The sequence below is a fragment of the Histophilus somni 2336 genome, assembly GCF_000019405.1.
Lineage (GTDB): Bacteria > Pseudomonadota > Gammaproteobacteria > Enterobacterales > Pasteurellaceae > Histophilus > Histophilus somni.
Window position 1 is genome coordinate 112,094 of the sequence record NC_010519.1, and the last position, 21,790, is coordinate 133,883.

A 21,790-nucleotide genomic window follows, 5' to 3' on the forward strand; every position below is an offset into this window, starting at 1 on the left:
TGGTATAGAATATAACTGCACTTTGCTAAAATAAAGTGCAGTTATTTTTTTACATTTAGGAATATGTTATGGTGCAATATGCCTTGCTCATTTTGTTTAGCCTTGCTTCAATAATTTTTATTATTAACTCCCATTATCGTTGGACATATTTTTTTGCAATAAGTCAATTTTTGTTATTTATTGGCATTATGTTTACTATTACAGGGCAATGGCAAAGAGCGGTTAATTTTTCTTCTACATTATTCATTGTTTTTGTGTTGTTTCATCGAATTAAAATCCATTTTTATAAGCAACCGCTTTTGATTTCAGATTTCTTTTTAGTCATAGATTGGCGAAATTGGGAAACCTTGTTGCATTATCGTCAGGCTTTTTTTGCTATTATGGGGCTATTGGTTTTGTTGGCTTATGGTATATTCGGTTGGCAAAATACCCCCGCTCTTCCTTTTTATTGGCAGATAATATCAGGCTTAATTTCTATTATTTTAATTGTTTCAATTTGTCATTGTACAAAGAACAAGCAAGCTATCAAGCAATGGTTAGATTCTTTACCTGATGATGGAAGAGATGTATTTCTTAATTTACCTATGTCCTGTCGAGGAATCTTTTATAAATCGCCGGTATTTTCTGGAGGTAGTCAATATTTTCTTGAAAAAGCAGAATCAATTGAAAGCCATAAACAATCAAATTCGGAGCAAAAAGCAGATATTGTAGTTTGGTTACAAGAATCAACGTTAAATCCGCATAGTTTTCTTTTTAAACAGCACAATATTCCACCTATCACAATGTATGAAAATCAAGATGATACAAAATGTAATTCTCATCTGCGAGTACATACCTTAGGTGGTGCAACTTGGAAATCAGAATTTGCATTTTTATCAGGATTGCCCTCAACAGATTTTGGTGCAATGGCTAATGCAGTATTTTATTCTGTCGTTCCTCATCTAAAATACAGTTTTGTTAAAAATTTAAAAGCACAAGGATATTATTGTGTTGCTCTATCTCCTTTTACTAAAGGAAACTATAATGCGAAATCTGCCTATGATCATTTTGGTTTTGATTTAATGTTACAACCGCAAGATTTGGGTTATCCGGCTCCCTTAAGTAAGAATTTATGGACAATCGGTAGTGATGAAATGAGTCAGTATGTTCAGAAAATTCTTGATAAAAAAGATGTGCCTCAACTAAAAGATTTACAAAACCCCTTATTTGTTTATGTATTAACAATGCGTGAACATGGTCCTTATTACAACTGCGGTAATATTTTTCAAATTCAAATGGATTGTGCAACGGAGCGAGGGATCGGGGAATTAAATGATTATATTCAACGGATTGTAAATTTGAATCAAGTTATGGAAGATTTTAATCTTTATATGCAACGGAGAAATAAGCCTTATATTTTAGGTTATTTTGGCGATCATCAAATTTCAATAAAAGAAGCTGTACCAAGTTACAGTTTTAATTATCCTTATCCGGAATATATCACGCAATTTGCGGTTCGCAGTAATTTAGAAACGGATTTTGAAAAGCACGATTTTTTAGATTTAGCATTTATAGCAGGAGCTATTTTAGAAATAGCGGGATTGCCTGTCGATGAATTTATGCAAACAAATATTAAAATGAGAAAATTAAGTGGAGGTAAGTTACAGGACTGTACTGATCAACAATTATTAGAGTCTTATCGCCATTATATTTATTCAGAATTAAAAGTAGCGGAGTAGTTTATTATGAATATGTTGCCTAATTAAAGGCGTTGCTATTAAAAGGTGTAATGAAAAATGGTTGCTAATAATATCTTTCTGAAGTTATTAGCAACTCTTTTTATTTAAAAGTCCTTATTGACGTCCTCCCCTAGCTAAAGCAAGGAGATTCCTACCAGCTCCCATTGCAAGCAATGGGCTACTCTCGGTGGTTTCTGCTGCTGACCGCCAATGCGATTCACTTCACAGACGCTACAGGCATGTCCTGCCCTGATTATGCCGTCATTGAGAGTCTAAAGCGACCTCTGTTAGCAGTAAGAAGTATATCATATTTGTGCCTTATATCTACGCCCTAAAGGACGTGGTTTTACGGCACTGTCTGATAAAAACTATTTTTTCTTCGCATATTTCAAGGAATCAATTGCAACGGCAAAGATAATAATTGAACCTTTGATAATATATTGCCAATATGGATTTACACCAATATAGGTTAAACCATAGTTGATGACAGTAAAAATTAATACACCGGTTACTACGCCTAGTACAGTACCAACACCGCCTGCAAAAGATACACCGCCTACAACGCAAGCTGCAATGGCATCAAGTTCATACATAAAACCTAGATTGTTGGTGGCAGAACCGATACGTCCCGCTTCTAACATCCCCCCGAAAGCGTAGAATATACCTGCAATCATGTAAATGACGACAAGGTTACGAGTAACGTTAACACCCGATACTTTTGCTGCTTCCGGATTACCACCGATAGCGAAAATGTTTTTACCGAAACGTGTTTTATTCCATAGTACCCATACAAAGAAAGAAGCCAAAGCTGCATAGATTGTAATATAGGAAAGCTTGAAAGAACCTATACGGAAAAAGCCTTGAGCAAATGTAGAGAAACTTTCGTTGAACCCTGCAATAGGTGAAGAACCGACAGCATCATAATAGAGAGAGTTAATACCGTAAACGATAATCATCGTTCCCATCGTGGCAATGAAAGGTGTGACATTTAAGAACGCAATCACAACCCCATTTACCAATCCAATTATTGCCCCAATCACACAAACTACTATGATTACAACAGGAATAGGAATTTCACCAAGTTCAGGGAAAACTCTATTTATATTATCCATTGCCTGTAACAGAGTTGCCGAAATAACTGCAGCTAGACCGACTTGACGACCCGCTGACAAGTCTGTTCCTTGTGTAACTAATAAACCTGCAACGCCTAAGGCAATAATTAAGCGAACGGAGGATTGCGTTAAAATATTACTAAAGTTTCTTAAACTTAAGAAACTTGAGTCTTGCATAATAATAATTCCGAGTAAGATCAATAACACAAAATAAATTGCGTTTTGTTTAAGGAAATCTAGCGATTTGTTTTGTTTTAAAGCAGACATAATTCATTTCCTTCCTTTAAAGATATTTTGCCGCAAGTTGTAAAATTTCTTCTTGCGATGTTTTAGCTGTTTCAACAATTTCAGTAACTTTTCCGTTACTCATAACTAAAATACGGTCTGTCACTCCCAATAATTCCGGCATTTCTGAGGAAATTAGAATGATCCCTTTATCTTTTTTTGCCAATTCCATGATTAGCTGATAAATCTCGTATTTTGCACCAATATCAATGCCTCGAGTCGGTTCATCAAGCATCAAAATTTCAGGTTGTGTGAGCAACCAACGCCCAATAATTACTTTTTGCTGATTTCCTCCAGAAAGTGAGCCAATATGGGTTTGATGTGAAGGGGTTTTGACATTCATTGCATCAATAACCCATTGGGTATCACTTTTCATTTTAATGGACTTTAATAAACCAAAATGACCTAAATAGGATTTCATATTAGAAATGAGAGAGTTAAATTCTATGCTCAGATTTGCATAAATACCTGTTGAGCGACGTTCTTCGGTAACGAGAGCAAATCCATTATTAATCGCCTCAAGTGCGGTGCGATTTTTCATTTCTTTGTTATACAATTTAATTGTTCCACTTTTACGCTCACGAATACCGAAAATGGTTTCTACAATATCCGTACGTTTGGCACCAACAAGTCCAGCAATACCAAGAATTTCACCTTTATGCAATTCAAAAGAAACATCTTGAATGGAGGGTTGATTTAATGCTGTCAGATTTTTGACTTCGAGAATAACTTCTTTGGGTTGATTTGTTTTAGGGGGAAAGCGTTGAGTTAGTTCTCTTCCCACCATCATGGAAACTATTTCATCCATGGTAGTTTTTTGTACTTCAACAGTATTAATCCATTTACCGTCACGCAAAATTGTGATTTCATCACAAATTTTGAAAATTTCATCCATTTTGTGTGAAATATAAACGATTCCACAGCCACGTTTTTTTAGTTTTGCAATGATTTTGAATAAATGTTCAACTTCTTTTTCTGAAAGTGAGGAGGTTGGTTCATCCATAATCACAATTTTGGCATTGTAGGAAAAGGCTTTTGCAATTTCAACCATCTGCATTTGTGATACAGATAAATTCGCTACTTTCTCTTTGGGATCAATATCAATACCTAACTCATCAAAAATAGCTTTTGTATCTCGATACATTTTTCCGTGATCAACAAAAATGCCTTTCAATGGATAGCGTCCTAGCCATAGGTTATCCATCACATTACGTTGACGCACCAAATTTAATTCTTGGTGAACCATGGATATACCGTTTTCCAACGCCTCTTTTGAGGTTTTGAAATTAATTGGCTTGTTTAAAAAAAGAATATCGCCTTCATCTTTAGCATAAATACCGAATAAGCATTTCAACAGTGTTGATTTACCTGCTCCATTTTCTCCCATTAACGCATGGACTGAGTGAGATCGAATTGTTAAATTCGCTTTATCAAGTGCTTTTACGCCGGGAAAGGATTTACTGACATTTATCATTGTAAGCAATATTTCGCTACTTTGATGTAGAGTTTGTCCTGTCATATCCAACCTCATAGAAAAGGGGAGTACATATCTCCCCTAATGATTACAACAATTATTTTAAGAATTCATTTAAGTTGTCTTTATCAATGCCGACATAAGGAATACGAACAACACGTTTTTCTAATTTCCAGTTTGTTCCTTCTGTTGCAGGTTTACCTTGTGCTAAATTTTTTGCAAGTTGAACCACTGCTTTACCTTGGTTAACACCATCATTTAGTACGGTACCTGCCATTTCACCTTTCTTAATTAACTGTAATACTTCCGGCAAGGCATCGACACCGAAAATCGGGAGTTTTTTACCATGGGCTTTAGTTGCTTCCAATGCACCCATTGCCATACCGTCATTATTAGAAATAATAACCTCAATTTCGTTTGCTTTAGAGCTGGATAACCAAGCATCCACTTTATCTTTTGCCATTGCAGCATCCCACATACCAGTATCAATGAACAATTGTTCTGATTGAATACCCTGAGCATTGAGTGCTTCAATTACGTATTTGGTACGAGCTTCAGCATCCGGATGCCCCGGTTCACCTTTCAATAAGACATATTGAATTTTCCCATCTTTATTTAAGTCATAGGCTGGATTTGCTTTCCAATGTTTCGCAATTAAATTACCTTGAATGAGTCCGGATTCTTTAGGATCCGTACCGACATAGTAAGCGTGGTTATAGCTTCCAATTGCTTTTGCTCCGGGATCTTTATTGAAGAAGATAACTGGAATATCCTCCGATTTTGCTTTTTTAATGACAGTTGGTGCAGCGGCAGGGTCAACAAGGTTTATTGCTAATGTTTTAATGCCCTTGGAAATTAATACATCAACCTGATCATTTTGAACAGATTGTGCATTTTGTGAATCATTCATTAACAACTCTAATCCACCTACAGCTTTTGCTTCTTTATCGATTTCTTGACGCATTAACGCCATAAAATTATCGTCGTATTTGTAAATGGTTACACCGATACGATCAGCTGATTGTGCTGAGATTGCACTAAAACCTACAGCTAAAGTTACCGCACTTAATATTGTTTTTTTCATAAAATGCTCCTTGATTGGACTGGAAAATAGATATTCTTATCGATACTTAGCCTATGGTTTGGCAAGCCACGACAAGGATAGCCGAAAATGTGTGACAAGACTGTGATCTGTTTCACATTTATAGAAATTTATGAAAACGATTTCATAAAATAGGAAAATTAAGGACGTTCAACTGAAAAGCGTCGAACTAAAGTTGGATTAAATTGGATATGAACAGGTTCATCAATTTGATTGTCTACTAGACTTAGTGCGAGTTTTGCCGCATAAGTTGCCATTAAATCAATAGGATAGCGTACAGTAGTCAACTTAGGAATTAAATAGCGTGAAATGGGCATATCATCAAATCCAATAATAGAGAATTGTTTAGGAACTTGTATATTATTTTCGTTCAATACGGAAATAGCACCAGCAGCCATACTGTCGTTATACGCAATAACTGCGGTTAAATTTGAGTTATAACTCAATAAATTAATCATCGCATTTTCACCTCCTTCAAAATCAGGTGTGCTACGTGCAATTGCATGTTCAACAGCGTGAAGTTTATGATGTTCTAATGCTTTCAAATAGCCATTAAAACGATCATTTTCATCTGTAATTTGATGATTTGAGCCAATATAACCAATATGCTGATGCCCAAATTTGATCAGCATTTCTGTAGCCAGAAAGGTACCTTTATTATTGTCTAAACTTACACAACGAGTTTCATAACCTTGAATGACACGGTTGATGATTACCATACCGGAAATACGTTCTAAATATTGAGCAAGCTCTTGATCACTTAAAGCTTTTGAATGAACAACTGCATCGTTTGCACAATAAGGTGTCTATTGCATTTCTTTCTTTTTCCGCATTGTGATAGCCAATGCCGATTAAGATACTTTTTTCATGTTCTTCCGCAACGTTATCTACGGCTTTAACTAAAATTGCAAAGAAAGGATCGGTTACATCAGTAACAACAACGCCGATAGTATCTGTATGTTGTAAGGCAAGAGCTTGAGCATTGGCATTTGGATGATAATTTAATTTTTCGACCGCACTTTGAACCGCTAGGCGTGCTTTTTTACTGGCAGAAGGATGATTATTGAGTACCCGAGAAACTGTCGCAACAGAAACTCCCGCTTGTCTAGCTACGTCATGAATTGTAATCATCTTATTCACCCATACGGTTTAAAATTTGCATGAATTGCCACTTATCATAACCAAATAAATTATGTTTGGAAACGGTTGTTAAACTAAAATAAAAGCGACTTCACAAAATTATTATTTATCTCAATATTTATAATTTAATAATTGTGATATGGATCACAGTTAAACAAAATAGCGATGTGATAGCATAGCTGAAAATTATTTGTAATCGTTTACATTTTTGCGATAAATATCAAGTTTGAGGGTATAAAAGTGAGTGAAATGACCGAATTTGTTGCGACAGAACATCCGCATCGTCGTTATAATCCTTTGACGGAACAATGGGTTTTAGTCTCTCCGCATCGAGCTAAGCGACCTTGGCAGGGACAACAGGAAAAAATAGCTGATGAAAATAAACCTTGTTACGATTCCGCTTGTTATCTTTGTCCGGGGAATAAGCGTATTACCGGTGAGCAAAATCCGAATTATACGAAACCTTTTGTGTTTAAAAATGATTTTTCCGCTTTATTGGAAGATACGCCTGAACCACTAAAAACGGATGACCCTTTATTTCAATCCAGTCTAGCACGTGGCGAAAGCAGGGTAGTTTGTTTTTCTCCGGATCATAGTAAGACGTTGCCGTTATTAACGGTAGAGGAAATTTTTGCAGTGGTAAAAGTTTGGCAAGAACAGCTGGAGGAGCTTGGTAAAAAATATCAATGGGTACAAATTTTTGAGAATAAAGGTGCGGTTATGGGCTGCTCTAATCCGCATCCACATGGACAAATTTGGGCAAATAGTTTTTTGCCTAATGAAGTTGCTCGGACAGACAAGGCACAACGAAATTACTTCAATAAACAAGGTTCGGTTTTGTTAATGGATTACCAAAAACGTGAACGAGATTTGCAGGAAAGAGTAGTAATTGAAACGGAATATTGGGTTGCAGTTGTGCCTTATTGGGCGGTTTGGCCATTTGAAATATTGTTACTACCCAAAATTCACGTGAAGCGATTAATTGATCTGAATGAGACGCAGGCAAAGGATCTTGCCTTGGCATTAAAAATAATCACAACCAAATATGATAATTTGTTTGAAACTTCTTTTCCTTATTCTATGGGGTTCCATTTTGCACCTTTTAATGGTGAAAAGAATGAACATTGGCAACTTCATGCACATTTTTATCCACCGCTACTCCGTTCGGCAACGGTGCGTAAATTTATGGTCGGTTATGAAATGTTAGGGGAAAGTCAGCGAGATTTAACCGCTGAACAGGCTGCAGCAAGGTTGCGTGAATTAAGCGATGTTCATTATAAAAATAAATAAATTTAACGGAGTGATAATATGACTCAACAAAATCCAAAACAGCGAGCGAAACAATTATTTAGTGAAAAATTTAACCGCACTTCTGAACTGAATGTCTATGCCCCCGGACGAGTAAATATTATTGGTGAACACACGGATTATAATGATGGATTTGTGATGCCTTGTGCAATTAATTATGGAACGGCGATCAGCGGAGCAAAACGAGATGATCATTTATTTTGTGTATATGCGGCAGATTTACAAGAATATGATGAATTTGATTTAACTCGACCTATTGAACCCAAAATGGAAGCTAAATGGACAGGTTATGTTCGAGGTATGGTGAAATTTATTCAACAACATTGCCCTGATTTTCAACAAGGTGCGGATCTGGTTATTTGTGGAAATATCCCACTTTCAGCCGGATTAAGTTCTTCTGCATCTTTAGAAATTGCTGTAGGTAAATTTTGTCAGCAACTAGCGGACTTATCTTTAACAAATATAGAAATTGCATTAATAGGTCAGCAGGCAGAGAATAAATTTGTAGGTGCAAATTGTGGAAATATGGATCAATTAATTTCCGCATTGGGTCAAAAAGATCATTTTCTCATGATTGACTGTCGATCTTTAGATATTGTTACCATACCTGTTCCTGAAAATATTGTTGTGATGATTGTGAATTCTCATGTGAAACATGATTTAGTAAATGGCGAATATAATATACGCCGTCGACAATGTGAAATGGCAGCCCAATTTTTTGGCGTGAAAGCCTTACGTGATGTATCTGTGGAGTTGTTCAAACAAAAGGAAGCAGAATTAACCGCTCTTGATCCTGAAATAGCGAAACGTGCCAAACATGTTGTGACGGAAAATGAGCGGGTTTTACAATCAGTTCAGGCCTTACAACAGGGAGATTTGCAAAAATTAGGGGAATTAATGTATCAATCTCATGATTCCATGCGTGATGATTTTGAAATTACTGTGCCTGAAATTGATTATTTAGTGGAGTTGGCACAGGTCGTTATCGGCAAAAATGGTGGAGCACGCATGACCGGCGGAGGTTTTGGCGGTTGTATCGTCGCTATTGCACCGCAAGACAAAGTGGAGGCAGTACGTCAAATTATTGCAGACAACTATGAAAAACAAACAGGTTTGAAAGAAGATTTTTATGTTTGTACCGCTTCTAAAGGAGTGACGATATGCTAATTGATTGTTTTGAGAAGGAACACAAGCAAGGAATGGCACCGGATGGACAACCTTTTCGTATTTTTACGTTAACTAATACAAAAGGCATGAAAGTGCAAGTGATGGATTGGGGGGCAACTTGGATTTCTTGTCAAGTACCGGTAGGAAAAGAAGTACGAGAAGTTTTGCTTGGGTGTCAGATTAATGATTATCCGATACAACAGGTTTATTTAGGAGCGAGTATTGGGCGTTATGCAAATCGTATTGCAAATAGCCGATTTGAGTTGAATGGTAAACGCTATTTACTTAACGCTAATCAACATCAGCATCAACTTCATGGTGGAAAAGGGTTTCATAATGAGCGTTGGTATTTAGAAAAGTGCGGTGTAAATTCCATCACTTTTTCTCATTTTAGCCCTGATGGAGATCAGGGATTTCCCGGTAATTTACATGCTTTTGTTACTTATTCTTTAAGTGAAACCAACAACGTGAGAATTGAATATGAGGCAATTTGTGATCAAGATTGCCCAATTAATTTGACTAACCATGCTTATTTTAACTTGAATGATGCTACTTTCGGTTGTGATATTCGAGGGCATTCTTTACAACTTAATAGCGATTATTTTTTGCCGGTGGACAGTGCGGGTATTCCTAATGCTAAGTTAAAAGCGGTTGAGGGAACTAGTTTTGATTTTCGTGAGGAAAAACCAATCGGTTTAGATTTTTTACAAGAAGAACAAAAATTGGTAAAAGGTTACGACCATTCTTTCTTGCTTAATTTGGACACTGAAAAACCTTGTGCTATTTTGACCGCACTTGATCGTTCTTTGAGAATGCAAGTGTTGACTTCTCAGCCGGCTTTACAGATTTATACGGGCAATTTTCTATCAGCTACGCCAACTCGTCAAAACGGGCAGTATGCTGATTATGCTGGTATTGCTTTGGAAACTCAATGTTTGCCTGATACACCGAATCATCCGGAATGGTGGAAATATGGTGGAATAACAAAGGTGGGTGAAAAATATTCTCATAAAACGGAATATCAATTTATCCGTTAGATTTTTAAGCAAACTCTATTGAAATTAAGGGGGAGTATTCAAAAAACTCCCTTATTTTTTTCTATTTCTCGCTTATATTTTTGTTATGTCATACTTTTCCTGATTTTTCCTAGTTATTCGTTACAAAATATGATAATTTTCATGGGTCAATAAGACGGAAACAATATTACAGTTTATGAGTAACGACGAACAGATTAATACAATCACAGAAAATGAAAGTAAGAAAAATTTCTTTCACTCTTTATTTGGACGCTTTTTTCAGGGTGAATTGAAAAATCGTCAAGAATTAGTAGACGTTATCCGAGATTCTGAACAAAATGAGCTCATTGATCAAAATACACGTGAAATGATTGAAGGTGTTATCGAAATCTCAGAATTAAGAGTTCGAGATATTATGATCCCACGTTCACAGATTATTTTTATCGAAAATGATCAGGATCTTGAAGCGTGTCTTGATGTTATTATTGCAAGTGCACATTCTCGTTTCCCGGTTATCAGTGATGAGAGAGATAATATTGCCGGTATTTTACATGCAAAAGATTTACTTAAATTTTTTCGGTCTAATGCGGAGCAATTCGAATTACAAAGTTTATTACGACCTGCCGTTATTGTACCGGAAAGTAAGCGTGTGGATCGAATGTTAAAAGATTTTCGTGCTGAACGTTTTCATATGGCACTAGTTGTTGATGAATTCGGTGCGATTTCAGGTTTAGTTACCATAGAAGATATTTTGGAACAAATAGTGGGGGATATTGAAGATGAATTTGATGAGGAAGATGTGGCGGATATTCGTCAGTTGTCTCGTCATACTTATGTAGTACGAGCTTTGACGGATATTGATGATTTTAATGAGCAATTTAAGACCAATTTTGCCGATGAAGAAGTGGATACTATCGGAGGTTTGATTATGCAAGCATTCGGCTATTTACCGAAACGTGGTGAAGAAGTTGTACTGGATAATTTGAATTTTAAAGTTACTTCGGCAGATAGTCGTCGTATTATTCAAGTACGAGTTACTGTGCCGGATGAGCAACTTACAGACAGTAAAAAACAGAATACAGAAGAATGAGAAATTACCTTGTTTATTTCATTGCTATTTTAACTGGGGGAGTGGGCGTATTAGCCTTTTCCCCTTTTGATCTTTGGGCAATCGCCTATCTTTCATTAGCAGGGTTGATTTGGATTGCTAAAAAATCGCAAAAAAAGACCGCACTTCTAGCCAGTTTTTTATGGGGTTTAAGTTTCTTTGGGATTGGCGTTAATTGGCTCAATGTCAGTATTTATCAATTTGGCGGAACACCGTTAATTGTGAGCTATTTACTGGTCATTTTACTGGCAGGATATTTGGCACTTTATCCTGTGTTGTTTACTTATTTAGTACAACGTTTTAGGGTACAAAGTTTAGCGATATTTCCTGCAATTTGGACATTGACTGAATCCTTACGCAGTTGGGTATTTACTGGTTTTCCTTGGCTACAATTTGGCTATACTCAACTTGACAGCCCATTTGCGAACTTAGCCGCTTTGTTCGGTGTAGAAGGGCTGACTTTTTTCGTGATGTGGATAAGTGCGGTCATTTTTAGTCTTATTTCTCAGCTCATACAATCAAAGAAACAATGGGCAATTATTATTACACATAGTGTATTGCTTGTTGTGATGTTAGGGCTAAGTACATCCACTGCGTTACTTAAATTTACACAAGAAAATCCACAAAAATCCCTAAATGTTACTTTAGTGCAAGGAAATATTGAACAGCAACTAAAATGGGATCCTGATTATTTTTATCAAACACTCACTATTTACCAACGCTTAATTAACCGGAGTTTAGATGACTCAGATTTAATTATATTGCCGGAAGCTGCCTTGCCGGCCTTGGAAAATCACATTCAACCTTATTTGCAAACCTTACAGCAACTTGCTCAAGAAAAAGGCGTTGAGGTTGTAATTGGAACGATTTATCAAGAGGAAAGTGAGGATAAATTATTAAATTCTATCGTAAATCTCGGTAACGCTGATGAACCTTATCATCTAAACACAAAAAACCGTTATGCAAAACACCATTTAGTTCCTTTTGGAGAATATGTTCCTTTAGACAAAATATTACGCCCGTTAGGTTCAGTTTTTAACTTGCCTATGTCAAGTTTTGCGTCAGGAGACTTTGTTCAAAAACCATTTTTAGCGAAAAATCGCCATTTTACTCCGGCAATTTGCTATGAAATTATTTTTGGTTCTCAACTACAACAAAATTTAACTAAGCAAAGTGATTTTATTTTAACTATCTCAAATGATGCTTGGTTTGGCGATAGTATAGGCCCTTGGCAACACTTGCAAATGGCAAGAATGAGGGCGATTGAACTGGGAAGACCTGTTATTCGTGCAACTAATACTGGTATTACAGCCTTTATTGATGCACAAGGTAAAATAGTTGCACAAGCTCCGCAATTTACTGAAACGACACTGAGACATAAAATCGTTGCAACGGAAGGTATGACTCCCTATGCAATATTAGGAACTAAGCCGTTGTATTTGTTAATCAGTTTATTAGTATTATTTAGAAGTCTGGGGGCATTGATACGCAAAAAATTGACGCAAGGATAGAAAAATATTATTTTGCGAACAGGTTACAGCTATTTTTCCAGATTGTAGATGCGATAAGTTCTGCCGGTTCTTTTCTTAATTGACATAATTCATGGAAAACATGAATAATTCGCTCTGAACGATTGGGTTGACCTTGAAAACCACAAATGGGCATATCGGGACTATCCGTTTCCAGTAATAAACTGTCTAAAGGTAATTTTGCAATAGTATTTCTGGTTTTATTGGCACGTTCATAGGTGATTGTGCCGCCAACACCAATTTTATAGCCTAAATCCACAAAACGCTTTGCTTGATCATAACTTCCGGCAAAACCATGAATTACACCGCACTTATTTACTTTTATTCGTTTCAGAAAAGTGAATAAGTGGTCGTGAGATTGGCGACTGTGCAAGCTGACAGGCAAATTAAAGCGTTGTGCAAAACTGAGTTGAACTTCTAGAAATTCACATTGCTTTTTCCATAATCTCTCGCTAATCAGATCAGATTTTCCTCGTTCCAAACCTATTTCAGCAATTGCTGTACAAGCAGCAGAACCTTGTTCTAACGCTTGGGACAAAATATCTAAATCATTTTTACTATGCTGTTCAATATATAAAGGATGTAAGCCTAATCCATAATACAGCTGAGTCGGGTAAAGTGCGGTCATGTTTACAATATTTTCAAAATCTCGCTGCAATACTGCAACAATCAGCATTTTCTCTACCCCAATTCGGTGAGCATTATGTATGAGTTGAGCTAAGTTTTCCTGGGTAACTTGCTGTACATAATCTAGGTGTGTATGGGTATCGAAAAAATGCATAATGATTTGATGCTGGCAATTTGAGGAACAATATTGGCTACATTACGACGAAATCCTTGATCTACTTTTTGTTGAATGATCAAGGAAATCGTTATCTACAAGATGGGTAAAAATTGTAATATGCTTGAATGTAACACCGCACTTTTTGATGAAAATGTACCGACAATATTTGTCGGTCCACTATCAAAAATATTATTCAATGGTAACAGAAGTAATAATTACATCTTCAACAGGCACATCTTGGTGAAAACCTTTGTTTCCTGTTTTGACACCTTTAATTTTATCGACAATATCCATTCCTTCAACGACTTCACCAAATACAGCATAGCCCCATTCTTGCACAACGGTTTTACCAAACATTTCTTTTGCTCGATAATCAAGGAATGTGTTGTCTGCTACATTGATGAAAAATTGAGCTGTCGCCGAATGAGGATCCGATGTTCTTGCCATGGCAATTGTGCCACGTTTATTGCTAAGTCCATTACTTGCTTCGTTTTTAATTGGTGCTTTAGTATTTTTTTCACGTAAGCCACTTTCCATACCACCACCTTGGATCATAAATCCATCAATAACACGGTGGAAAATTGTGTTATTATAGAAACCCTCTTTGCAATATGTTAGAAAGTTTTCCGCTGTAATTGGTGCTTTTTCAAAATTTAATGCTAATTTAATATCACCAAAATTTGTGTGTAATGTAATCATTTTAGATCCTTTGATTTTGTGTTGTTATAATGATGCTTATTATTTCATAAAGTTGCAATAAGTGCTATAAAATCATCACTGAGCGGATTCAGCGTTCTGGTAGATTAACGATTTCATTTAATTATAGAGAACAAACAAATGTTAAAAATTTTTAATACCTTAACACGAGAAAAAGAAGTGTTTAAACCTATTTCAGAAAATAAAGTAGGAATGTATGTCTGTGGTGTAACCGTATATGATTTGTGTCATATTGGACATGGACGCACTTTTGTTTGTTTTGATGTTATCGCTCGTTATTTACGTTATTTAGGTTATGAATTGACTTATGTGCGTAATATTACCGATGTTGATGACAAAATTATTCGCCGTGCTTTAGAAAATAAAGAAACTTGCGAGCAATTGGTAGATCGTATGGTTGTTGAAATGTATAAGGATTTTGATGCGTTGAATGTATTACGTCCGGATTTTGAGCCTAGAGCAACACACCATATTGCAGAAATTATTGCACTGGTTGAAAAATTAATTGCACGTGGTCATGCTTATGTGGCGGATAATGGTGATGTTATGTTTGACGTGGAAAGTTTCAAAGAGTATGGCAAATTATCTCGTCAAGATTTAACACAATTGCAAGCGGGAGCAAGGGTTGAAATTTCTGAAATTAAGAAAAATCCAATGGATTTCGTGTTATGGAAGATGTCGAAAGAGAACGAACCCAGCTGGAATTCGCCATGGGGAGCCGGTCGCCCCGGTTGGCATATAGAATGTTCCGCAATGAATTGTAAACACTTAGGTGAGCATTTTGATATTCATGGCGGTGGGGCTGATTTAATGTTCCCTCATCATGAAAATGAAATCGCACAATCTTGTTGTGCACATGGAAACCGGTATGTTAATTACTGGATACATTCAGGTATGATCATGGTGGACAAAGAGAAAATGTCTAAATCGTTGGGCAACTTTTTTACTATTCGTGATGTGTTAAACCATTATGATGCGGAAAGTGTCCGTTATTTCTTGTTGACAGCCCATTATCGTAGCCAATTGAATTATAGTGAAGAAAATTTGGATTTGGCACATGGTGCATTGGAGCGGCTATACACTGCTTTGCGTGGCACAGATAAAAGTGCGGTTTCTTTCGGAGGGGAGAATTTCATTGCTCAGTTTACTGAAGCTATGAACGATGATTTTAATACGCCGAATGCTATTTCTGTTTTATTTGAAATGGCTCGTGAAATTAATCGATTAAAAAATGAAGATAAACTGCTTGCCGATGGCTTGGCGGCTCGTTTAAGAGAGTTAGCGAGTATTTTAGGTCTATTGGATCAGGATCCGGAAGATTTTCTACAAGCAGGCTCGGATGATGCTGAAATTGCTAAAATAGAAGAATTGATCAAGCAACGTAACGATGCTCGTCAGGCAAAAGATTGGGCGAGAGCTGATGCTGCGAGAAATGAATTGACGACAATGGGCGTTATTTTAGAAGACAGTTCAAACGGAACCATGTGGAGAAAAATGTAGTGATTGAAATGGGCGATATTCTCGCCCATTTTGATGCGTTACGGTTAGATTTTACTTATCAGCAGAATAATATAATTTACCAATCTCAATTTTCTGACGACCATTTGCTTCACGCCATTTGTTTGTATCTCGTAAAGAATAGACGCAACCGCAGTATTCTTGTTGGTAAAAACGTTCTCGTTTACTGATTTCAATCATTCGTTGCGACCCTCCGCCTTTACGCCAATTGTAATCCCAATAAACCACATCATCATATTTTTCCGCTGCACGATGTCCACAACCATTAATTTGGTTCATATCTTTCCAACGAGAAATTCCTAAGCAACTAGTAAAAACAGGGAAACCATTTTCATGGGCATACTGTGCGGCTTTTTCAAAACGCATATCAAAGCACATTGTACAACGAATGCCCCGTTCCGGTTCATCTTCCATTCCTTTTGCACGATCAAACCAATTTTGACGATCATAATCTGCATCAATGAAAGGAATTCCCCATTTCTCGGCGAAGCGAATATTTTCTTCTTTACGAATTAAATATTCTTTTAACGGATGAATATTGGGATTATAAAAGTAAATTGTAAAATCAATGCCTGAAGCATGAATAGCTTCCATGACTTCTCCGGAGCAAGGTGCACAACAAGAATGTAATAACAGTTTATTATGTCCATGTGGTAATTCTAATTTGGGACGTACGAAAGGTGTATTCGAATTTTTACATTCTTTCTTACGACGCTTTTGTGCATCAAAGTGCGGTTGCTTTTGTTCAAGTTTGGTTCTGTGCATATCTATTTTCATAAGGCTTGTTTGATAACGATTAAATTTAGGGGAATAAATGTTTAATTTCCCCACTCAAGTCTAAAAGGTTTTTCATTCAAATCTGATAAGTATTTTTACTACAATACTCAATGTCTAATCATTAATAGTGCCTCTCAACGGATAAATAAGCCAAAGAAATTAATGCTTGCTTATATTGGTTTTCTGGTAAACAGGAAATTGAATCAACAGCTTTTTGTGCCTCTTCTTTTGCTTTACTCATGGCATAATCCAAAGATTTTTGCTCTGTCATAATGGCAAGTACATCATCCAAAAAATCCCGTTTTCCGCCCTGTTCGATTGCTTCACGAATTAATGCAGATTGTTGTGGTGTACCATTACGCATTGCATGTAATAAAGGAAGAGTAGGTTTCCCCTCAGCTAAGTCATCACCGATATTTTTACCCAAAGTCGCCGCATTTGCACTGTAATCTAACACATCATCAACTAGTTGAAATGCTGTTCCTAAGTATCGTCCATAGTGTTGTAAAGCAATTTCTTGTTCTGCATTACTTTGAGCTGTTATGGCGGCACATTGTGTAGCGACCTCAAACAAGCGAGCGGTTTTACTATAAATCACTTTCATATAATTATCTTCACTTGTCTCCGGATCATTGACATTCATTAATTGTTGTACTTCACCTTCTGCAATGATATTTGTTGCATCGGACATAATTTGTAAAATACGTAATGAATTGAGTTTAGTCATCAATTGGAATGCACGTGTATAAATAAAATCACCTACCAATACACTTGCCGCATTGCCGAATTCCGCATTGGCTGTCGGATTACCACGACGCATATCGGACTCATCAACAACATCATCATGTAACAATGTCGCCGTATGAATAAATTCAACAAATGCAGCACAAGTAATAGGTTCATCACCTTGATAATTTAGTGCTCTGGCTGCTAACAAAGCAATCATAGGGCGGATGCGTTTTCCACCACTTTGAACAATGTAATAACCGAGCTGATTAATCAAAGCAACATCCGAATTAAGTTGTGCTAGAATTGTGGCATTCACTTTATCCATATCTGTTTTAATAAGAGATTGGATTGCATGGATATTCATTGGGTTCATTTTTTCTATCATGCTGAAACTATCATAAATTAAGCTAAAAGTGCGGTTGATTGTACCTGATTTTCTGAGCTTTCTGAAATTAAACTCTATAAAATAAGATTTTTTTATTTTCTTAAAAAGAAAGGCTTGCGAAGAAGCCGTTTTTTTCGTAGAATTCGCAACCTATTTATATGAATTTTGATGTGCTAAATGAAAATAACATTATAAGCACTATTATCTAGCGGAGTATTTATGTACGCAGTTTTTCAAAGTGGCGGTAAACAGCACCGTGTAAGCGAAGGTCATGTTGTTCGTTTAGAAAAACTTGAATTGGCAACGGGCTCTACTGTTGAGTTCGATTCAGTATTGATGATCGTTAACGGCGAAGATATTAAGATCGGTACACCAGTAGTGACAGGTGCTAAGGTAGTGGCTGAAGTTGTGTCGCAGGGACGTGGCGAAAAAGTTAAAATCGTTAAATTCCGTCGTCGTAAACACAGTCGTAAACAACAAGGTCATCGTCAGTGGTTCACAGAAGTGAAAATCACTGGGATTCAAGCATAATTTCACAGGAGTTATAGAATATGGCAACTAAAAAAGCTGGTGGTTCAACTCGTAACGGTCGTGATTCTGAAGCTAAACGTCTTGGTGTGAAACGTTTCGGTGGCGAATCAGTATTAGCAGGTAGTATTATTGTTCGTCAGCGTGGTACTAAATTCCATGCGGGTTCAAATGTAGGTATGGGTAAAGATCATACTTTGTTCGCTACTGCTGATGGTAAAGTAAAATTTGAAGTTAAAGGCGAGAAAAGTCGTAAATACGTTTCTGTTGTAGCCGAATAATTTTATTGATACAGAGTGATGCCCCACAATGTTTTTGTGGGGTTTTTTGTTTTTAGAAAATTAATACTTTATTAGCACAGTTACCAGTGCGGTGCTATTATTGCACGAGTTTTGTATTTATATAGGAGGGCGAATATGAAACAGAAACCATTACTCGGGTTTATATTTGCATTGACTACTGCGATAGCTTGGGGATCTTTACCTATTGCATTACAACAAGTTATGAATGCTATGAGTATGCAAACTATCGTTTGGTTCAGGTTTATGGTTGCTACTGTTGCATTAGCTATTTTACTTAAATTAGCGAACAGATTACCTAAATTATCAGATCTCAATCGTTACTTTTTTGGACTGGTTATATTAGGTGTTATAGGGCTATCTGGAAACTTTAGTCTGTTTAATTCCTCATTAAAATTTATTGAGCCTTCTGTTACTCAAATTTTTGTGCATTTTTCTTCCTTTGCAATGATGTTCTGTGGAGTTGTGATCTTTAAAGAAAGGTTAGGATTACATCAAAAAATTGGTTTAGTTATTCTAATTATTGGACTTATCTTATTTTTCAATGAGCGAGCGGACCAATTATTTGATATTAATATCTATTCTATAGGCGTATTTTTAAGTATGTCGGCATCCTTGATTTGGGTAACTTACGGACTTGCACAAAAATTACTTTTACGCCGTTTTAACTCTCAACAGATTTTATTGATGATTTATACAGGGTGTGCATTTGTTTTTACTCCTTTTGTTGAGATTGAGCAATTGCAAAATCTAAATACTTTTACGCTAATTTGTTTTATTTATTGTTGTCTGAATACACTAATAGGTTATGGTGCCTATGCTGAGGCATTAAACCATTGGGATGTTGCCAAAGTAAGTGTTGTCATTACCTTGGTACCTTTGTTCACTATTTTATTTGCTCACTTATTAAATTTAATATACCCACAGTATTTTTCAGCCCCTGAATTAAATACGCTCAGCTATATTGGTGCGTTCATTGTTGTCTTTGGTGCAATGACCTCAGCTATTGGTTATAAATTTATCAAGAATAAAATTTAGGAGAAAAAAATGAAATTTATTGATGAGGCACTGATTCGTATCGAAGCTGGTGATGGCGGTAACGGCTGTGTAAGTTTTCGGCGAGAGAAATTTATTCCGAAAGGTGGTCCTGATGGCGGTGATGGCGGTGATGGCGGTGATGTATATCTAATTGCCGACGAGAATTTAAATACATTGATTGATTACCGATTTGAAAAAAGCTTTGCAGCAGAGCGTGGAGAGAATGGGCGTAGTTCTGATTGTACAGGACGTAGAGGCAAAGACATTACATTAAGGGTACCAGTCGGAACAAGAGCAATTGATAACGATACCAAAGAAGTGTTGGGTGATTTAACTAAACATGGTACCAAAATGTTAGTTGCAAAAGGTGGTTATCATGGACTGGGGAATGCACGTTTCAAATCTTCAGTGAACAGAGCACCAAGACAGAAAACCAATGGAACACCGGGTGAAAAGCGAGATTTGCAATTGGAATTAATGCTTTTAGCCGATGTTGGTATGTTGGGATTACCCAATGCAGGAAAATCAACATTTATTCGAGCTGTTTCCGCAGCTAAACCGAAAGTTGCAGATTATCCTTTTACTACATTAGTTCCTAGTTTAGGCGTTACTCGTGTTGATACTAGCCGTAGCTTTGTGATTGCAGATATTCCCGGATTAATTGAGGGGGCTTCTGAAGGTGCTGGGTTGGGAGTACGATTTTTAAAACATTTGGAGCGTTGTCATGTCTTAATTCATTTGGTTGATATTGCACCAATTGATGAGAGTGATCCAGCGGATAATATTGCAATCATTGAAGGTGAATTATTTCAATATAGTGAAAAATTAGCGAATAAACCTCGTTGGTTAGTTTTCAATAAAATTGATATACTTTCAGATGAAGAAGCAACCGCACGTGCAAAGAATATTATGCAACGTTTGGGTGGGGAAGATGATTATTATTTGATTTCAGCCGCAACAGGTAAAAATGTAGACGTTTTATGCCGCGATATTATGGATTTTATTGAAGAAAATCCACGTCAAGAACAAGAAAAGATAGATGCTCAAGAAGTGAAATTTAAATGGGATGACTATCATCAAGAACAATTGTCCGAACAGGTCTTTACAGAAGATGACCAAGAAGAGGATGATTGGGACGATTGGTCGGAAGACGATGAGGAAGGTGTAGAAATTATTTATAAACCTTAGCTACAGAATAAAATATGAGAGTTTCCTTTTTTATTTAAATTGAATGTTGATATTCATATTCTAAGTAGGAAACTCTCAGTTTTTGTAGTAAGTTGTCTGAGCAATGCTGATCTTCTACAGATATATCACCATAAAATATCTACTTGTTTTTAGTGATGAGCGGTTATTTTTCCTACATTTTTTTCGTAAAAAAGTAAATAGAGAAAGATTGTTTTTTTAATCAGTGTTTCTGCATCAGTAACTAAGATGTCTCTTCCTCTAAGTTATTGAAATATCTTTGCCAATCAAAATATTGACCAGGGTCTATTTTTCTATTCGGAGATATGTGGCAATGTCCGACAATACGTTGTTTGGTTATTAAAGGATATGAATGCATAATGTCTAAAGTCAGACGTTCTAAAGATTGATATTGTTCTTCTGTAAACGGTTGAAGATCACTTCCTTCCAATTCAATGCCAATAGAAAAATCATTGCATTTTTCTCTCCCTTCAAATGAGGATAATCCGGCGTGCCAAGCCCTATCATTGAAATTGACATATTGTGTAATAGCACCATCACGAGTAATCAAACAGTGTGCTGACACTCGAATGTTTGCAATAGTTGCAAAATAAGGGTGTGCGAGAGGATCAAGGTTACCTAGAAAAAAATCATCAATATACGAACCACCGAATTGCTCTGGCGGTAAGCTGATGTAATGAATAACTAAAAGGGAAATATCACTATTTTCCGGACGTTGATCAAAATGTGGAGAGGGTAATTTTCTAGCCTCTGAAAACCAACCTGTGCAGATATTTTTTTGTTTATTGTTCATAAATTATTATTTTTGCGAGTCGGCTCGCAGAAAAAGTGCGATTTAGTTGTCGGTTTT

19 protein-coding genes and 1 pseudogene are annotated in these 21,790 nt (G+C 36.4%); 11 read left to right on the forward strand and 9 right to left on the reverse strand.

All coding sequences use genetic code 11. The features are described 5' to 3' along the window. The first annotated feature begins 68 nt into the window (after nucleotides 1-68). Nucleotides 69-1,718, forward strand: coding sequence for a sulfatase-like hydrolase/transferase (locus HSM_RS00515; RefSeq protein ID WP_012340214.1), 1,650 nt, complete (start codon nucleotides 69-71; stop codon nucleotides 1,716-1,718). 368 nt (nucleotides 1,719-2,086) lie between these two features. Here HSM_RS00515 and mglC read toward each other — a convergent pair whose 3' ends face one another. The 4 genes and pseudogenes from mglC to HSM_RS00535 form a co-directional block, all read right to left on the reverse strand. Then, nucleotides 2,087-3,097 carry a galactose/methyl galactoside ABC transporter permease MglC gene (mglC, locus tag HSM_RS00520; protein ID WP_012340223.1) on the reverse strand — a complete coding sequence of 337 codons (1,011 nt, stop codon included), beginning with the start codon at nucleotides 3,095-3,097 and terminating at the stop codon, nucleotides 2,087-2,089. A 16-nt stretch (nucleotides 3,098-3,113) separates the two neighbouring features. Next, on the reverse strand, nucleotides 3,114-4,634 hold the full coding sequence (gene mglA, locus HSM_RS00525) for a galactose/methyl galactoside ABC transporter ATP-binding protein MglA (RefSeq protein WP_012340230.1): 1,521 nt from the start codon (nucleotides 4,632-4,634) through the stop codon (nucleotides 3,114-3,116). A 52-nt stretch (nucleotides 4,635-4,686) separates the two neighbouring features. Beyond that, the gene (mglB, locus tag HSM_RS00530) at nucleotides 4,687-5,673 is read right to left on the reverse strand and encodes a galactose/glucose ABC transporter substrate-binding protein MglB (RefSeq protein WP_012340240.1); all 987 of its coding nucleotides are present in this window, start codon (nucleotides 5,671-5,673) and stop codon (nucleotides 4,687-4,689) included. Nucleotides 5,674-5,831: 158 nt separating this feature from the next. Continuing rightward, a pseudogene (locus HSM_RS00535) lies at nucleotides 5,832-6,822 on the reverse strand (substrate-binding domain-containing protein). Nucleotides 6,823-7,080: 258 nt separating this feature from the next. On the opposite strand from HSM_RS00535, the gene galT reads away from it, so the two are divergent. The 5 genes from galT (at nucleotide 7,081) to lnt (ending at nucleotide 12,941) form a co-directional block, all read left to right on the forward strand. After that, complete coding sequence (gene galT / locus HSM_RS00540; protein ID WP_041604959.1) at nucleotides 7,081-8,121, forward strand: galactose-1-phosphate uridylyltransferase; 1,041 nt, start codon at nucleotides 7,081-7,083, stop codon at nucleotides 8,119-8,121. A gap of 18 nt (nucleotides 8,122-8,139) precedes the next feature. Continuing rightward, the gene (gene galK / locus HSM_RS00545) at nucleotides 8,140-9,306 is read left to right on the forward strand and encodes a galactokinase (protein ID WP_012340275.1); all 1,167 of its coding nucleotides are present in this window, start codon (nucleotides 8,140-8,142) and stop codon (nucleotides 9,304-9,306) included. Continuing rightward, on the forward strand, nucleotides 9,300-10,343 hold the full coding sequence (gene galM, locus HSM_RS00550; RefSeq protein ID WP_012340284.1) for a galactose-1-epimerase: 1,044 nt from the start codon (nucleotides 9,300-9,302) through the stop codon (nucleotides 10,341-10,343). The genes galK and galM overlap by 7 nt, the downstream gene beginning before the upstream one ends. Nucleotides 10,344-10,518: 175 nt before the next feature. Beyond that, nucleotides 10,519-11,412, forward strand: coding sequence for a CNNM family magnesium/cobalt transport protein CorC (gene corC / locus HSM_RS00555; RefSeq protein WP_012340291.1), 894 nt, complete (start codon nucleotides 10,519-10,521; stop codon nucleotides 11,410-11,412). Beyond that, complete coding sequence (gene lnt, locus HSM_RS00560; protein WP_012340300.1) at nucleotides 11,409-12,941, forward strand: apolipoprotein N-acyltransferase; 1,533 nt, start codon at nucleotides 11,409-11,411, stop codon at nucleotides 12,939-12,941. Before corC ends, lnt begins: the two co-directional genes overlap by 4 nt. A 7-nt stretch (nucleotides 12,942-12,948) precedes the next feature. On the opposite strand, the gene HSM_RS00565 is transcribed toward lnt, so the two are convergent. Beyond that, nucleotides 12,949-13,740 (reverse strand): TatD family hydrolase, encoded by a 792-nt coding sequence (locus tag HSM_RS00565; protein ID WP_012340310.1) that lies wholly within the window; start codon nucleotides 13,738-13,740, stop codon nucleotides 12,949-12,951. A gap of 192 nt (nucleotides 13,741-13,932) precedes the next feature. After that, entirely contained in the window at nucleotides 13,933-14,442 is a 510-nt protein-coding gene (locus HSM_RS00570; RefSeq protein WP_012340321.1) for a peptidylprolyl isomerase, read from the reverse strand. 138 nt (nucleotides 14,443-14,580) lie between these two features. Between HSM_RS00570 and cysS the strand changes: the two genes are divergently transcribed. Then, nucleotides 14,581-15,960, forward strand: coding sequence for a cysteine--tRNA ligase (cysS, locus tag HSM_RS00575; protein ID WP_012340332.1), 1,380 nt, complete (start codon nucleotides 14,581-14,583; stop codon nucleotides 15,958-15,960). Between the two features lie 51 nt (nucleotides 15,961-16,011). Here cysS and HSM_RS00580 read toward each other — a convergent pair whose 3' ends face one another. After that, entirely contained in the window at nucleotides 16,012-16,743 is a 732-nt protein-coding gene (locus HSM_RS00580) for an epoxyqueuosine reductase QueH (RefSeq protein WP_011608397.1), read from the reverse strand. Between the two features lie 133 nt (nucleotides 16,744-16,876). After that, a complete protein-coding gene (ispB, locus tag HSM_RS00585) occupies nucleotides 16,877-17,848 on the reverse strand; it encodes an octaprenyl diphosphate synthase (RefSeq protein WP_041604961.1) in 972 nt (323 codons plus the stop codon). A 240-nt stretch (nucleotides 17,849-18,088) separates the two neighbouring features. On the opposite strand from ispB, the gene rplU reads away from it, so the two are divergent. The 4 genes from rplU to cgtA all read left to right on the forward strand — a co-directional run bounded on the left by rplU (nucleotide 18,089) and on the right by cgtA (nucleotide 20,922). Further along, entirely contained in the window at nucleotides 18,089-18,400 is a 312-nt protein-coding gene (rplU, locus tag HSM_RS00590) for a 50S ribosomal protein L21 (RefSeq protein ID WP_011608399.1), read from the forward strand. A gap of 20 nt (nucleotides 18,401-18,420) precedes the next feature. Beyond that, nucleotides 18,421-18,678 carry a 50S ribosomal protein L27 gene (gene rpmA / locus HSM_RS00595; RefSeq protein ID WP_011608400.1) on the forward strand — a complete coding sequence of 86 codons (258 nt, stop codon included), beginning with the start codon at nucleotides 18,421-18,423 and terminating at the stop codon, nucleotides 18,676-18,678. 135 nt (nucleotides 18,679-18,813) lie between these two features. Beyond that, nucleotides 18,814-19,734, forward strand: a complete 921-nt coding sequence (locus HSM_RS00600; RefSeq protein WP_012340377.1) for a DMT family transporter — start codon at nucleotides 18,814-18,816, stop codon at nucleotides 19,732-19,734. Between the two features lie 9 nt (nucleotides 19,735-19,743). Further along, nucleotides 19,744-20,922: an Obg family GTPase CgtA gene (cgtA, locus tag HSM_RS00605; RefSeq protein ID WP_012340385.1), complete on the forward strand. Its 1,179-nt coding sequence runs from the start codon at nucleotides 19,744-19,746 to the stop codon at nucleotides 20,920-20,922. A gap of 241 nt (nucleotides 20,923-21,163) precedes the next feature. Here cgtA and ampD read toward each other — a convergent pair whose 3' ends face one another. After that, nucleotides 21,164-21,733: a 1,6-anhydro-N-acetylmuramyl-L-alanine amidase AmpD gene (ampD, locus tag HSM_RS00610; RefSeq protein WP_012340392.1), complete on the reverse strand. Its 570-nt coding sequence runs from the start codon at nucleotides 21,731-21,733 to the stop codon at nucleotides 21,164-21,166. Nucleotides 21,734-21,790 lie beyond the last annotated feature (57 nt).